The organism is Paenibacillus sp. cl6col (genome assembly GCF_900102125.1).
Taxonomy (GTDB): domain Bacteria; phylum Bacillota; class Bacilli; order Paenibacillales; family Paenibacillaceae; genus Paenibacillus_B; species Paenibacillus_B suaedae.
The window spans coordinates 213,876-228,535 of the sequence record NZ_FNAZ01000002.1 but is presented as its reverse complement, the minus strand read 5'-3'; the positions used below and the strand labels follow the sequence as shown (position 1 = coordinate 228,535).

At 46.3% G+C, this 14,660-nt stretch carries 11 protein-coding genes and 1 pseudogene; 2 read left to right on the top strand and 10 right to left on the bottom strand.

The features are described from left to right. The 4 genes from BLS15_RS05135 to BLS15_RS05120 all read right to left on the bottom strand — a co-directional run bounded on the left by BLS15_RS05135 (position 1) and on the right by BLS15_RS05120 (position 6,633). Positions 1–1,263, bottom strand: coding sequence for an efflux RND transporter periplasmic adaptor subunit (locus BLS15_RS05135; protein ID WP_021252963.1), 1,263 nt, complete (start codon positions 1,261–1,263; stop codon positions 1–3). Beyond that, positions 1,260–4,373 carry an efflux RND transporter permease subunit gene (locus tag BLS15_RS05130; RefSeq protein ID WP_021252964.1) on the bottom strand — a complete coding sequence of 1,038 codons (3,114 nt, stop codon included), beginning with the start codon at positions 4,371–4,373 and terminating at the stop codon, positions 1,260–1,262. Before BLS15_RS05130 ends, BLS15_RS05135 begins: the two co-directional genes overlap by 4 nt. A 213-nt stretch (positions 4,374–4,586) precedes the next feature. Next, positions 4,587–5,954 (bottom strand): sensor histidine kinase, encoded by a 1,368-nt coding sequence (locus tag BLS15_RS05125; RefSeq protein ID WP_021252965.1) that lies wholly within the window; start codon positions 5,952–5,954, stop codon positions 4,587–4,589. Then, positions 5,947–6,633: a response regulator transcription factor gene (locus BLS15_RS05120; RefSeq protein ID WP_021252966.1), complete on the bottom strand. Its 687-nt coding sequence runs from the start codon at positions 6,631–6,633 to the stop codon at positions 5,947–5,949. The genes BLS15_RS05125 and BLS15_RS05120 overlap by 8 nt, the downstream gene beginning before the upstream one ends. 584 nt (positions 6,634–7,217) lie before the next feature. On the opposite strand from BLS15_RS05120, the pseudogene BLS15_RS05115 reads away from it, so the two are divergent. Both BLS15_RS05115 and BLS15_RS05110 read left to right on the top strand, forming a co-directional pair. After that, positions 7,218–7,358 (top strand): annotated as a pseudogene (locus tag BLS15_RS05115) (transposase); the annotation flags it as partial. Between the two features lie 184 nt (positions 7,359–7,542). Further along, entirely contained in the window at positions 7,543–7,725 is a 183-nt protein-coding gene (locus BLS15_RS05110) for a YhjD family protein (protein WP_021252967.1), read from the top strand. A gap of 650 nt (positions 7,726–8,375) precedes the next feature. On the opposite strand, the gene spo0A is transcribed toward BLS15_RS05110, so the two are convergent. The 6 genes from spo0A to BLS15_RS05080 all read right to left on the bottom strand — a co-directional run bounded on the left by spo0A (position 8,376) and on the right by BLS15_RS05080 (position 14,649). Then, the gene (gene spo0A / locus BLS15_RS05105; RefSeq protein WP_021252968.1) at positions 8,376–9,200 is read right to left on the bottom strand and encodes a sporulation transcription factor Spo0A; all 825 of its coding nucleotides are present in this window, start codon (positions 9,198–9,200) and stop codon (positions 8,376–8,378) included. Positions 9,201–9,327: 127 nt separating this feature from the next. Continuing rightward, a complete protein-coding gene (gene spoIVB, locus BLS15_RS05100) occupies positions 9,328–10,794 on the bottom strand; it encodes a SpoIVB peptidase (protein ID WP_021252969.1) in 1,467 nt (488 codons plus the stop codon). A gap of 122 nt (positions 10,795–10,916) precedes the next feature. After that, positions 10,917–12,641, bottom strand: a complete 1,725-nt coding sequence (gene recN / locus BLS15_RS05095; protein WP_021252970.1) for a DNA repair protein RecN — start codon at positions 12,639–12,641, stop codon at positions 10,917–10,919. A 24-nt stretch (positions 12,642–12,665) separates the two neighbouring features. Continuing rightward, complete coding sequence (gene argR / locus BLS15_RS05090) at positions 12,666–13,115, bottom strand: transcriptional regulator AhrC/ArgR (RefSeq protein WP_005546729.1); 450 nt, start codon at positions 13,113–13,115, stop codon at positions 12,666–12,668. A gap of 120 nt (positions 13,116–13,235) precedes the next feature. Then, a complete protein-coding gene (locus BLS15_RS05085) occupies positions 13,236–13,691 on the bottom strand; it encodes a hypothetical protein (protein ID WP_021252971.1) in 456 nt (151 codons plus the stop codon). A 130-nt stretch (positions 13,692–13,821) separates the two neighbouring features. After that, positions 13,822–14,649 carry a TlyA family RNA methyltransferase gene (locus tag BLS15_RS05080; RefSeq protein ID WP_021252972.1) on the bottom strand — a complete coding sequence of 276 codons (828 nt, stop codon included), beginning with the start codon at positions 14,647–14,649 and terminating at the stop codon, positions 13,822–13,824. Positions 14,650–14,660: the final 11 nt, after the last annotated feature.

Below are 14,660 nucleotides of genomic sequence, written 5' to 3'. Positions count from 1 at the left end.
CTACTTCGCAAGCCGCACCTGTTGTTTGTCCTTCAGTTGGTGCTGGCCTGAGATAATAATGGATTCTCCATCCTGCAATCCTTCAATTACCGGATATATCGCATCCTCCAATGTGCCAAGTGTGACAGAGCGCTTAATCGCCGTACCATTTTGATAGATGAACACAAATGCAGAGCCTTGTTCACGTACGACAGCAGTTGCTGGTACGACAGGAACCTTGCGTTCATTCTCCCCAGCAAGAATGACCTGAACCTTCATCCCCGCCTTTAATTCAAGCTTGGCATTATCCACTAACAGCTCCACAGCATACGTACGTGTGTCCATATCCATAACTGCGGATAAATAGGTAATAGAGCCCTCATACTTTTTTTCTGGCTTGCCAGACACATAGAAAGGCAACTTCTTCTTACCATGAAGCAGAGAAAGCATGTCTTCGGTCACTTTCCCCTGTACGCGAACGGTGTGGACATTGGCAACGCGTCCGATCTTCGTGCCTGGAGCCACATTCATTCCAGCAAGCACAGTCCATTCTGTCAAGACGCCATCGGTAGGAGCCTTGATTTCAGCTTCTGCAATCGCAAATTGCGCCTCTTTCAATTGAAACTCTGCTGCCGAGATTTGATCCTCGGCACCTACATCCTCTGCAAGTCTTTCCGCTGTATCCAGCTTCATTTTCAACACTTGCAAATCAAACTTTGTATTTTTAAGTTGCAGCTCAGACTGTTCTACAGAAGCTTTTTCTACAGTGCCTTCATCATAGCCGTTTTTCAGCTTATTCAACGCCTTTGTTTGCTCTTCGATTTGCTCTTCCATCTTCGTTATGGACATTCGCGTTTCCGAATTGTTCACACGTTTCGTCTCATGTGAAGTTTCCAGCAGTTTATTGGCATTCTGCAACGCCTGCTCTGCTCGCTGCTTTTGAGAAAGAATACGCGACACATCCGTCCGAGCGATCACTTCTCCGCGCTTCACACGATCTCCGCGCTTCTTCTCCACTGCCACAATTTCTCCGCTACCCTTAGCTACGATGTCTATCGTCACTGACGGCGCAATATCAGCGACGATCTCAGGTGCGGCCCCCATGATCTGTTTGGTCACAACGGTCGTCTTAACCTCTTCAACTGTAGATTGCGAATGTTGTTCGCTTGTCGCTTCGGGACCATTCACTTGATCCGACGCAGAGCACCCAGCCACTCCCACAGCCGCTCCCGCAAGCATCAACATAAGCAGTATTTTCATGCTTCGTAAATGGGATTGATTCATGATGAGGTCTCCTTCCCTTCTGTTAGCGGCGCTGCTCCATTCCCTTGTTGATCAAGAAACTGGTTCTTTTTTCTTTTACGCCGAGCTATCATATCATACATAATTGGAACAACCACAAGCGTTAATAATGTGGATACCGTCAAGCCGCCAATTACAACAACCGCCAATCCGCGGGATATAAGCGTACCGTGGCCGAATCCAAATGCAAGTGGAAGCAGCGCCATAATGGTTGCTCCTGCCGTCATGATGATAGGCCGCAAACGGGATATACCCGCTTCTATCAACGCACTCCTCACATCCTGTCCGGCTTCTCGCAGCTGCTGCGCCTTATCGATATACACAATGGCATTCGTCACTACAATGCCGATCAACATCATGAAACCGATTAAGGAGGTAATATTAATCGATTCATTCGTAACAATCAAACCAAGCACACCGCCTATAGCTGCAAACGGCAGGGAAAACATAATCGCAAATGGAGCAGTCGCATTGCCGAACGTAAGTACCATAATCAAGTACACGACAAACACTGCCGCAGCCATTGCTATGAATAACTGTCCAAAGCTGTCTCCAATATCTGCACTTATGCCCGACACGGATCGTCCAACCCCGTCTGGCAGCTGGATCAGATCTAAGGAGGCTGCTACTTGTGCACTAATACCGCCTTTGTTCTGTCCATTTAATTTCGCCGTAACATTGATGACCTGTTTCTGATTGTCTCGCTTAATGGAAGCTGGGGACTTCACTCGTTTAATCGTAGCGATATCCGCAACTGAAATGGTTTCCTGAGTCGGTGTTCTCAGTTGAATCTGCCCAACCGCGCTCAGATCACCACTCAACCCCTTCTCCGTCTCTACTACCGTGGACAACAGACCTTCTTGGTACCGATACTCGCCAATCTTATCTTGGAACAGCCACGTCTGCAGTGTGCCCTGGACGATAGCGGGTGTTAGTCCGAATTGTCTCGCTTTCCGCGGATCGACATCGATCACCACTTCAGAGGAAGCTTCGCTTAACGAATCTTTGATCTCCGACAACTCAGGGAATTTGATCATTTCCTGCTTGATGATTGCCGCAGCCTCTCTTAGCTGAACTGCATCTTCACCAGACAACACATATACAAAATCAGGCGCTGCACTGGAGTCCCCTACCAATGTCCGCGTATCCAGCTCCGATCCAGCGGGAATATATGCTTCCAGCTTGGCTTTATATTCACGTCTTACTTGCTCCACATTAGCCTCTTCATTTACTTCCGTATAGATTTGGGCCATGTATGGCATCGCATTCGGATCGCCTGCGTACCCGACCAGCGTCTCAATGAACGTGAACAGCGGCTTATTCTGTGCGTCTTTAGCAGCGCGAAGCTCCGCTTCCATCTCCTTCATGACATTATCTGTCGCCTTTAAGGAATTCTCATAAGGAAGCTTAATGGTGAAAAAGAACTGACGCGGCGGTGTCCCTTCTGGCATTAAGGTAAAGGCAAGCTGTGGGACAAGCGCAACCATTGTGACGATAAACAACAGAATTGAGATGAACAATGTCTTGATCCGATGATTGAGGGACCACACTAAGAGCTTGCGATAGCCGGTCGTAATTCTGGATGGCTTGTGCTCTCCAGCATCATGTCCCTTCACATTAGCCTGCTTCAGTACGAGCAGCTTCGCCAGCATCGGGATAACAGTCAGGGCCACGAGCAGTGATGCCATCAAAGCACAGGCCAATGTAATTGCGAAAGGACGGAACAGCTGCCCTGCTGCTCCACTGATCATGCCGATCGGTGCAAATACGCCCACTGTTGTTAACGTAGATGACGTAATTGCATTGGCTACTTCCTTCGTCGCCAGCGCGATAACGGATTCATTCCGTTCCTCAGCCCGATACAGCTTGGCATATATATTCTCAATGACGACAATACTGTCGTCGACCACACGGCCTATCGCAATAAACATGCCGCCGAGCGTCATAATATTAAGGGAGATATCCATCCATTTCATCAGCAATAGGGCAATAAGCACGGAGAGGGGAATGGATATGAGCACGATTAAGGTCATTCGCATATTTCTCAGAAAAACTAGAATCATGAGAGAGGCAAGCAGTGCACCAACTAATCCCTCCCGGACAAGCCCGCCAATGGATTGCTTCACTTCGTCAGCATAATTGTAGACCTTCTTGAAGGTTACACCTGTAAGTTCTGATTCCCACTTGCTCATCAAACGATCGGCACCTGTAGAGAATTCAACCGCGTTAGCTCCGTTCGCCTTATATAGCAAAATACCGATAGCCGGCTGATCATCCAGCCTCGCGATGAACTTGGATTCCGAGATCTCAGTGATCTTCCCGAGCTCCGTCAATCGGATCGTATCCCCCTGAGGGGATTGCACAGCAATTTCCTCTAGTTGCTTGACACTAGTTAATCCGTTATTCATGCGGGCAAGCAGCGTATTCCCCTCCAATTCCACTGTTCCTGCCGGACCTGATGTCAAAGCGTTGCGGACGGCTTCTGATACCTGAGCAGGCGTTAACCCATAGGAACGAAGCCTATCTGGAAGGAGTCCTATGCTCAGATGTGTACTTCGATCACCGATCACGTCCATATGATCCAAGCCTCGTAATGCTTGAAATCCCGGCTTAATCGTCTTGGTGAAATGCTCCTCTAATTGAGATTGCGTTACCCCCTCTTTCCCATATACCGCTAAATAGTAGGAAGGGATGGAGGCTACCCCAAATGTGGATACACGCGGTCGTTCTACACCCGATGGGAACGCTATTTCTTGGATCAAGCTTTCTATATCCGCCTTCTTCCGATCAGTATCCACCCCTTCTTCAAACCTGATAAGAATGGACGCTGTTTGGTCACTGGATGTGGAAGATATCGACTTGATTCTTTCCATGCCGGAGAGCTTCTTCTCAATCGGTTTCGTAACCTGTTCCACTACGTCCTGAGGGGGTGCTGCATATTGTGCAGTCACCATTACATACGGGATGGAAACGTCTGGCATGTTGTCAATTTTCAAGCCCGTCGACGCATAGATACCTCCCCCGAACAGCATTGCTACGATAATGAACACCGCAGCCACATTCTTCATTGAAAATCGAATCAACGAATTCATAATGTGTGTCTCTTCCTCCTCCTTAACGTCTCCGCGTCCCCTTGCGATAGCTTGAGATATACGCTAACAAGGAAATATGAACGGAGTATGAACTCAGGAACATTTTTACAATAATGTTCTGCAAATTTGTGGATAAAAAAACCATAACCGCGGTTCTCCTTTGGCTATGGTTCCATTCGTTCTCTTATATATTAATTTCATGATTGCAATTCCTTACATCGCATTAGGCGATCGCAGTCTAATCGTCACCGTCGTTCCTCCCCCAGTACGGCTCGCAATTGTGACTGTCCCTTGATGAAGCGCTATGACTTTATTGACAATTGCCAGTCCCAAACCACTTCCATTTCCATCTCTACGCCTTGACCGATCAACTTTATAAAACCGCTCAAATACTCGATTTAGCTCTTGATCAGGGATACCTATCCCGGTATCGGTAATCGTCACTTGCGTCCACCCTGTCGGCTGGTTCGTTAACGAAATGGTAATTGTCCCATTGTTCGGCGTAAACTTCATGCTGTTGCCGATTATATTCATCCAAACATGGCTAAGCAGATCTTCGTCCGCGACAATCGTTATAGGAGTCAACTGCAAATCCATATGCAGCGTCTTGTCTTTCCATTGCGGCTCGCAGGCCACTACAATTCTCCGAAGCTGCTCATCGAGCGCGTAAGCTCTCATGTTCATCGGATGATGATCCGACTCCAGAGAGGCCAGCTGGAGCAGGTTATCGCTTACCCGAGATAATCGCTCACTTTCCGTTAAAATAATGTGCAGATATCTCTCCCGCTGCTGTTCCGGAATGACATTCGATTTTAGAGCTTTAGTGAATCCTATGATTGAGGTTAGAGGGGACTGGATCTCATGCGATACATTGGAGACGAAATCCTGCCTCATCTGCTCAAGCTGGTTCAGCTCTTTAGCCATTTGATTGAAACTATTCGCCAGCTCGCCAATCTCATCTCTTCTCCTCATGCGCAGCTCTGCCGAGAAATCCCCTTTTGCCATCTTCCTCGTAGCTGCAGTCATTCGCTTAACCGGCAATACAACAAATCGGGCAGCGATCAGGAAACATAAGCTGCCAACAACAAGCACGACGACGAGAACCATTGTAATAAATCGGCCGATTACATCCAACCCGCCAATCGACATTTGCAAAAATAAAGCCTGACGCTCGTTACCGATCTGTATAGGGATCCCGATAATCGGCTCTTGTTCATCATTGTCCGCAATTGCACGAATCCGCTCCCCTTCCAGCACCTTCTTCAGCTGTTCTGCCTTAATGGGGTAACCTGCCCGTTCTTTCTCATTGTGGTGAATAACAGTGTCTCCATCACTATTCAATATCCGAACCTCATACATCGTAAGTGCCTTCAACGACATCACATAATCCTTAAATTGAGATGCTGACATCGAAGTACGCAGACGAGCCAAGTCATCACCAAGATTCATCAATTGACGGTACGACACTTCTTCCATTTCCTTCTGAAACAACAACCCCGACACAGAAAAGGCGGCAATAATGCCGATAATAATTGCTAATATGAACGTAAGCACCACTTGAACGTACAGGGTCTTAATCATGACATACCTCAATTCGATATCCGAGGCTGCGAGCAGTCACAATATTAAAGATCTCCGAGTAGTTGGAAAATCGTTCACGGAGCCGCTTAATATGTACGTCAACGGTTCGGTCGTCCCCTTTATAGTCCATCCCCCATATATCCTGTATGAGCTGTTCCCTCGTTAAGATCTGCCCAGGGCAACTCGCAAGCTTAAACAAGAGTTCAAATTCCTTCAGTGGCAGTGTAATGACAGAGTCGTCATCCTCCATCATTACTTTATAACTGCTTCGATCCAAGCGCAGCGGGCCAAGCTGCACAACCTGCGAGAATGCAATTCGGTAACGCCGGAGCAGTGCTTTGACGCGCATCACCAGCTCCACTGGATCGAATGGCTTCGTTATATAATCATCCGTTCCCAATTGGAATCCTCTTACCTTCTGCCCGGGTTCCCCTTTGGCTGTAGCCATAAGGATAGGCAAATCAGGATGTGAACGGCGCAGCTCCTCGCACAGTTCCCACCCATCCATATTCGGCATCATAATATCTAAAATGACGAGATCGACTCGCTCCGCATCCATGTACCGTAGCGCCTCCATCCCATCCCGTGCTTCAATAACGTGAAATCCTTCTGCTCGGAGATATAATCCTATCAGTTCCACTATATTTTCATCGTCGTCTGCGACCAATATCGTTCTCATGTACAAGAAATTCTCCTTTGGTTTGGAACATTTTTCTATAAACCTATTGTAATACACGTTAACTCCGAATAACATCCTGGATTATTCTCATTCCATGAAAAAAGCACTGACCTCGTTGTGATCAATGCTCATCTACTCTCGACTTTTGTATCTGACTGAGTATTACTTCATCGAAGATGCTTAGCTTCTTAATTGATGAGCTGGTATACTTTGTTCACCCCTGATTTGATGCCTCTATGAAGAATTTCCCAGTCCTCATCGTATCGCCATGTACAATATTTCAATATTCTTCATTAGAAGATTCATTTAGATAGAACTGATGCTCCAGCCGTTGAGATACACGCCCGAGGCAACAAATTATATAGAATTTAGATAGTGGAACAAACATGTGAGGACTTAATGAATATATCTCTTTGGGTTTCATTTTATTGGTTAAAACCATGAAGTTTATTGTTCTCTAACGAAGAATCATATTATCGTATATGACCTGTTACACAAAATATGATGAAGGAGAGATTGGATGGAAAAGTTAATCGAGGAGTACAAACAAGACTGTATGCTGCTGCGAGAAGCCGTCGAAGGATTTTTCTCAATTTCGCCGGAAAGTCGTCGATGCTTATCCTATAGGAAAAATCGTTTTAATACTGGATAATGCCCGTATTCATCATGCAAAATTACTGAAACCGTTTCTGAACGAAATGAAAGGAAGACTCAAACTGGTCTTTACGGTGGCTGATCGGCTTTGTATTAGTTATTCTAGTCGCTAGCATTAGTTCAACTTATATATAATAAATAGTCGAATTTATTTCCGAGGATAATAACGTTGCTCGATCGTTTGAATCGGCGTATAATAAGAACAAACGTTCCCATAATGTAAACTAACCGAAATATTACACGAGGTGATTAACGATGCCTCCTACGATGGCAACCGGAGAGGAACTCGAATTGATTAAATCATACGTACTGCTCCCGATGATATTGTCCGCATACGAGCGCGATAAACAGATTATCGCGGATTCCGTGAGAAATCCGGAAATATATACGGATATGATTTCGGCCGCAATGGATCGCGTAACGAATGACGGAGATTAGACGAGAGTTCAGAAATCGTGGAATTAAAGTATACGAAATAACTCGCGATACGGAAGGAAAACGCGCGGATTTTAAGTGTCGCGGATATACGAGTAACATGCGGATGTTGTGGTCGCTCATAACCACTCAAGCTAACGAAAGGTTGCGCGTGTACATGAACGGGAGTTGCTGACGGATCTGAGCGTTGGCGGACGGAAATTTCCCACTAACTATCGAAGGTAAACACGAGGATTAGTCGAATAATGATTCAGGACATTACGAGATTATCAATCGTCATATGGCTTATCGGATAGGAATTGACGAAACCACTCTCAGAAAAAGAAGACGAGCCATTAAAAGGACGATTTTGAAAGCAGCGCAATCGAGTTACTACTGTGTACTTACCTCTTTCTTGAACATAGGAGATGTATTGACGGATATGACCCTTTTTCACATCCGCCAATTTATCAACCCTATGCTCTCTATTCAAGTACTAAAAAGTCAAAGCGACTGTTCATATGAGGATAATGTTACTTTCACGATTCCATTCCTCCGTCTGCACGTATTTCACAGACCCAATAAATCAACGGATTTATTGCATAAATAGTGAATAGTTTATCGATATTTTTATATTTGCGTTGTGATCCCGCAAAGCCTCACCGTTGAGCCATTTACGACACCTTATGCTCAATTCTCAGCTTATCAGCGACCATCGCGATGAATTCGCTGTTCGTAGGCTTCGACTTGCTTATGTTGATTGTGTAACCAAAGAGACGGCTGATGCTGTCGATGTTGCCGCGAGTCCATGCAACTTCAATCGCATGGCGGATCGCCCGCTCAACGCGGCTTGGTGTCGTTTTGTACTTCTCCGCGATCGCTGGATACAGCGTTTTCGTGATGGAGCCCAAAATTTCGATATTGTTGTACACCATCGTGATTGCTTCGCGCAAGTACTGGTACCCCTTAATATGCGCAGGAACACCGATTTCATGTATGATAGACGTGATATTCGCGTCTAAGTTTTTGGATTTGCCAAGCGGTACGACATTCGACTTCGATACAGATGATGTCATTAAGTTACTAGCAGATCCTCCAGTTACCGAAGCATTGGATGCAACACCTGCCAGCTGTCTAATACGATTCGCCAAAATGTCCATATCGAAAGGCTTCAATATGTAATAGGATGCGCCAAGTTGAACCGCACGTTGCGTAATGCTCTCTTGGCCGAAGGCTGTGAGCATAATGATCTTCGGTTGCGGGGACAAGTCCATATTGCGCAAGCGCTCAAGTACACCCAAACCATCCAAATGAGGCATAATAATATCGAGAATGAGCACGTCAGGCACCGCTCTCGTCTGCTCAAGGAATTGGAGCACCTCTTCGCCATTATAGGCAACACCAGTAACGACCATGTCGTCTTGTTCGGATAAGAAATCAGCCAACAAATTTGTAAATTCTCTGTTGTCGTCCGCTAACAATATTTCGATCTTTTGCAACTTGGGATCCTCCCTTGTCAAAGTTTCGCACACGATAGTAACCGGTTTGGTGTTTATCGCTTCCAGATCATGTTATTCGACATCAAAGATGAAATTCCTTCTGTCGAAAACTTTTTTTCTTTATTTTTTAAAATTTTTCTATTATAATTAATGATTTGTCCAACGATCCAACAGATTTCGTATTCATTCGTATCGATTCGACATATCCTGAAGATTGATGCGATCGTCGTGATGTAAAAGAAAAAGAAGGATCACGTTGAACGTGAACCTTCCCTTTTTCATTCATTGACTGAGGTGAAGCCAGAACAACACCAGCATCCTGCAGCATCCATTCGATAAAGCATCCATAGCCTGAGCTTGGATCATTGACGAACACATGCGTAACTGCACCAATCAATTTGCCATCTTGAATAATCGGACTGCCGCTCATCCCTTGCACAATGCCTCCGGTTTTTTGCAGCAGCCGCGGATCTGTTATGCGGATAACCATCCCTTTGGTTGCAGGTGCTGATTGCTTCGTAACATGGACGACTTCAATCTTGTATCGTTCCACTTGTTGACCATTCACCACGGTCAACATTTCGGCAGGTCCCACCTTAACCTCTTCGCGGAATGCAACAGGAATCGGTTCTTTATATACACTATGTTCTGGATTCGATACCATCTTACCAAAAATGCCAAATGGCGTATTGCGTTCGATATTGCCTAAAACACGGCTTTCCTTCACAAATTGAGCACGTTTTTCACCTGGTTCTCCATTTTGACTTTTCGAAATGGAAGTTACATGGGACTGGACAATTTCACCTTGCCCCACCACGATCGGAGTCTGCGTGTCCATATCCGTAATGATATGTCCAAGCGCCCCATACACTCCTTGGTCTGGAGCATAGAACGTCAAAGTTCCTACTCCGGCTGCTGAATCTCGGATGTACAAGCCTAGCCGCCACGTTTTGTCCTCCTGATCGTACGCGGGGGTCAACTGAGCTTTCACTTCAGTATCGCCGCGCCGAATTACAAGATCAAGTGGACGTTTGTTCTCGCCAGCCTGCTTCACGATATCCGCAACCTTGCTTACATCATTCAATCGATTTCCGTTCATACTCGTAATGAGATCACCAAGGCGAACACCTGCTTCTTCACCTGGAGATACTTTGCGTTCTCCCTCAACCTTCACAAGATGATGGCCGACAACAAGGATGCCTGCTGATTTGACTTTGACGCCAATCGTTTGACCTCCGGGAATGACACGCAAATTCGGAACTACATTCACTTTCAATGTCTTGAGTGGAATGCCTCCGAACAGCTTCAATTTCAGCTCTGCTTGACCAGATTGGGCTGACTGTAATGAAATTGGACGATTCGGTGATAATTGGAATGTAGGTCGATTCTCGCCGTTCACACGCAAAATATCCGGTCGATCTACCGTCGCTGAAGCCTGAACAGGCATCACGAGATCAAGCTTCGTTTGCTGTCCTTCAAATAACCTCAGTTGATTCGGCAGCGCCGCATACGTGCGAAAGGTTGCTGTTGTAGTGCTTAAGCATACAAGAATGACGAGCATTAGGCCAAGCAGTCGTTTGACGTTGGGGTTCAAAGGTGGTCACACTCCTTTGTTAGACGGAAGCTTGACGAAAAGAGACGTGCCCATTTCGTAACTTTAAGGTATCCCCGGCCCCTACGTTTTATAAGTGAAAATGATTCCTAAATCCCTTAGAATTACGCACCTTTTTGACGTTCAGCCAATTCAAGCATTTCTTGTGCATGATGCATAGTCGCTTCCGTTACTTCCACCCCGCCTAGCATGCGAGCAAGCTCGATAATACGACCTTCATCCTCCAATTCATGTACCTGAGTAGAAGTCCGTTCATCTCGAACCTGCTTCTCGATGTAGTATTGGTGGTCAGCCATGCAAGCAACCTGTGGAAGATGAGTAATAGCGAATACTTGTCCACTCCGAGACACTTCAGCAAGCTTCTCAGCAATGGCTTGAGCGGCCCGGCCACTTACGCCAGTATCCACTTCGTCAAATACGAGCACTGGGATTCGATCAACTTCGGCAAAGATTGTCTTCATGGCAAGCATGATACGTGACAGTTCACCGCCAGATGCGATCTTATGGAGCGGACGCAATGGTTCTCCAGGGTTCGGTGAAATAAGGAACTCTGCATCATCCCATCCATTCTTCGTGAAGCGAACAGATACACCGTCGACCTCATGCCCGCCTTGTCCATCCTGCAATCGATCCAAACGGACATCGAGCCGAGTACGTTCCATATGAAGATGCTGCAGTTCCGCTTCAATTCGCTTCGTCAATTCCAGTGATAACTCTCGGCGAGCATCACTCAGGGCTTGCGCTCGCTTAGCGAGCTTACCCAGACGTTCTTGTGTCTCTGCTTCGAGCTTCAATATGCGTTCATCCTTATGTTCCAGCTTGTCAGCTTCATCTTCAATCTTGGCTAAATATTCAAGCATCTCCTCAACAGTTGAGCCATACTTGCGCTTCAATGAAGTCAGCTGATCCAGTCGATCCTCAATTTGTTCAAGGCGTTCCGGATTGAACTCGATATTCTCACGGTAATCGCGGAGCTGGTAAGCCGCATCTTCCAGTTGATAATACGCATTTTGCATTTGCTCAATTATAGGCTGAAACTTAACTGTGTCGTACATGAGCACATCTTCAAGTTTGGAAATTGCGACACTAACGGAATCCATTGCACCTTGGCCATACAAGCGTTCATAAGATACATTTACATGATCCATAAGCTGCTCCGCATTGGCTAGTTTGCGCTTTTCTTCCGTTAATGATTCATCCTCGCCAATTTTTAACTGTGCATTGCGCAGCTCCTCAATCTGGAACCGGTACAGATCAAGCATCTGGTAGGCTTGCTGACTCGTTTCCTTCAATTGATTCAATTCATGCTGCAGCGCCATGAAGCATCCGTAATCATCACGATATTTCCGCTTAAGTACAGCAACCTCTTCCCCGCCATAAGCATCGAGCCAGTCCAAGTGACGCTCAACCTTGAGCAGGGATTGGTGCTCATGCTGCCCATGAATATTTATGAGCAGCTCACCGATTTCGCGCAGCATCGTCAACGTAACCATTTGACCATTGATCCGGCACATGCTCTTGCCCTGCGCGGTCAATTCCCTGCGAATAATGAGGAGCTCTTCACTGCTTCCCTGAATCCCTAAGCGGGAAAGCGCCTCCCATACCGGATGATCAATGGCAAGATCGAACGAAGCCTCGACTTCCGCGCGTTCACACCCATATCGAACAAAATCTGCTGATCCCCTTGCTCCTCCGATAAGACCTAACGCATCAATAATGATCGACTTGCCCGCGCCCGTTTCCCCCGTTAAGACATGAAATCCACGGTGAAACCGCAGCTGTACCGATTCAATAACCGCCAAATTGCGGATAGATATAGCTACTAGCAAGAAGAACCCCTCCCGGAAGAACACTTATGAAATGTAACTCATCACTTGATCAACAACACTCTGACTCAATTCTTTGGTACGGCAAATGATCAAGATTGTATCATCACCGCATACCGTGCCCATAATTTCAGGCCATTCAATCGAGTCCATCAATACAGCGATCGCATTTGCTGTACCTGGTAGACACTTCATGACTACTAAGTTCTCAGCGCTGTCTACACTGACGAAGTTATCAAGAAGTGACCGCTTTAACTTCTGTGCAGGATTGAAGCGCTGATCGATTGGGAGTGAATACTTATATCGGCCATTGTCCATTGGCACCTTAATGAGATGCAATTCTTTCATATCCCGAGATACAGTTGCTTGAGTAACATGGAACCCTGCATTGCGCAATGAATCCACCAGCTCGTCTTGCGTCTCAATATCGTTATTCATTACGATTTCTCGGATTTTAATATGTCGTTGTCCTTTCATGCATGCCCTCCATACTGTCTACACCATAATTCCATGACTTATTATTTGCTTATTGCGATAACTTTCATATTGCATTGTTCGCTTGCCATTCTTTCATACCTACGCCTAATCTTGCAAGGGTCAAGCTTCTGCTTCCCCAAACTCCATATGAAGCATGCGAATTCGCCGCTCTGCCATATCAACGACAAGCAGCCCATCACATTCAGGATATGCCGCGAAGTAAGCTCCCCAATGTCTGCGAATCGCACTGGCGCTCCAATCGAGCTGCATCCGTTCGCGTACGATACGAACAATATACCATTGTTCGCCCCGTTTGACGACCATATCAATCCACAATTTCGTAGACTCTAGCTCTTCTCCGTTCATCTGAATCTGAATTGGCACAAAATACTTGCCGCCAATGATCTCGTAACCCGCTGACTCAAGCAATGCGACAATCTCATCATCCTGCGGATATCTCTCGGATAAGCACACATTCTCCATCGCTTCAGGTGTTCGCATATAATGTCGTATTGCATATCCAATCCATACAGCCAAACCAATTCCGATCAATCCCATGATCCAACGATCACCCATCGAAATTCACCCCTGGTTCGCAGCTTATGCGCATATAGATTTGATTAGATACGTGCTATGGTGCAAAAGAAACTCATCCGACGGATGCTTGTCCCGGATGAGTTTCTTCTACAGCATGTTCCATTGCCAGCTAGGATCGGAACGTAGTATGTGCCTCCCTCACGATGTCAGCGATCAGATCGCGTGATACATGCGGCACTTCTTCTTCCGTAAGTTCAGGCACATTCCAGTACGCTAGAAATTCAATATTGCCCTCTCCGCCCGTTATTGGAGAGTACGTTAACCCTTCCAATTGGAAACCGATCGAGGCAGCAAAATCAAGAATCTCTCTCAACACCTGCTCATGTGTGCTTGCTTCACGAACAATTCCCGATTTGCCAACCTTCTCACGCCCTGCTTCGAATTGAGGCTTAATCAGTGCAACTACCCGTCCAGGCTTAGCCAGCAATCGCGAAAGTGGTGGTAGGATCAGTTTCAAGGAAATAAAAGAAACATCAATAGAAGCTGTATCCGGTATCGGTCCTACTAAATCCCCTGGCTCCGTATATCGGAAATTCGTTCTCTCCATGACGATTACCCGATCATCATTGCGCAAAGACCAGTCAAGCTGGTTGTAGCCGACATCTACCGCATACACCTTCTGTGCACCATTTTGCAATGCGCAATCGGTAAATCCCCCAGTAGATGCTCCAATATCAAGCATTACAGCGTCCTGCATGTTCAATCCGAATTGCTGGATCGCCTTCTCCAGCTTAAGTCCGCCGCGGCTCACATAAGGATGAACCGCTCCCTTCACGGTAATTGCAGCATCACGCGGTACTTTCATGCCAGCCTTTTCAATTCGTTCCGCATTTGCAAGCACAAGGCCTGCCATAATGGCAGCCTTGGCCTTCTCTCTACTCGTATAATACCCCTGCTCGACGAGCAGGACATCAATTCGTTCCTTCGGTATAGACATTCTGTACTCCC

Excerpts from the sequence above, each read along its gene's own strand:
- BLS15_RS05130 (WP_021252964.1), bottom strand. The coding sequence starts at position 4,373 with ATGAATTCGTTGATTCGATTTTCAATGAAGAATGTGGCTGCGGTGTTC.
- BLS15_RS05135 (WP_021252963.1), bottom strand. The coding sequence starts at position 1,263 with ATGAATCAATCCCATTTACGAAGCATGAAAATACTGCTTATGTTGATG.
- argR (WP_005546729.1), bottom strand. The coding sequence starts at position 13,115 with ATGAAAGGACAACGACATATTAAAATCCGAGAAATCGTAATGAATAAC.
- BLS15_RS05125 (WP_021252965.1), bottom strand. The coding sequence starts at position 5,954 with ATGATTAAGACCCTGTACGTTCAAGTGGTGCTTACGTTCATATTAGCA.
- BLS15_RS05110 (WP_021252967.1), top strand. The coding sequence starts at position 7,543 with ATGCCTCCTACGATGGCAACCGGAGAGGAACTCGAATTGATTAAATCA.
- BLS15_RS05080 (WP_021252972.1), bottom strand. The coding sequence starts at position 14,649 with ATGTCTATACCGAAGGAACGAATTGATGTCCTGCTCGTCGAGCAGGGG.
- BLS15_RS05085 (WP_021252971.1), bottom strand. The coding sequence starts at position 13,691 with ATGGGTGATCGTTGGATCATGGGATTGATCGGAATTGGTTTGGCTGTA.
- BLS15_RS05120 (WP_021252966.1), bottom strand. The coding sequence starts at position 6,633 with ATGAGAACGATATTGGTCGCAGACGACGATGAAAATATAGTGGAACTG.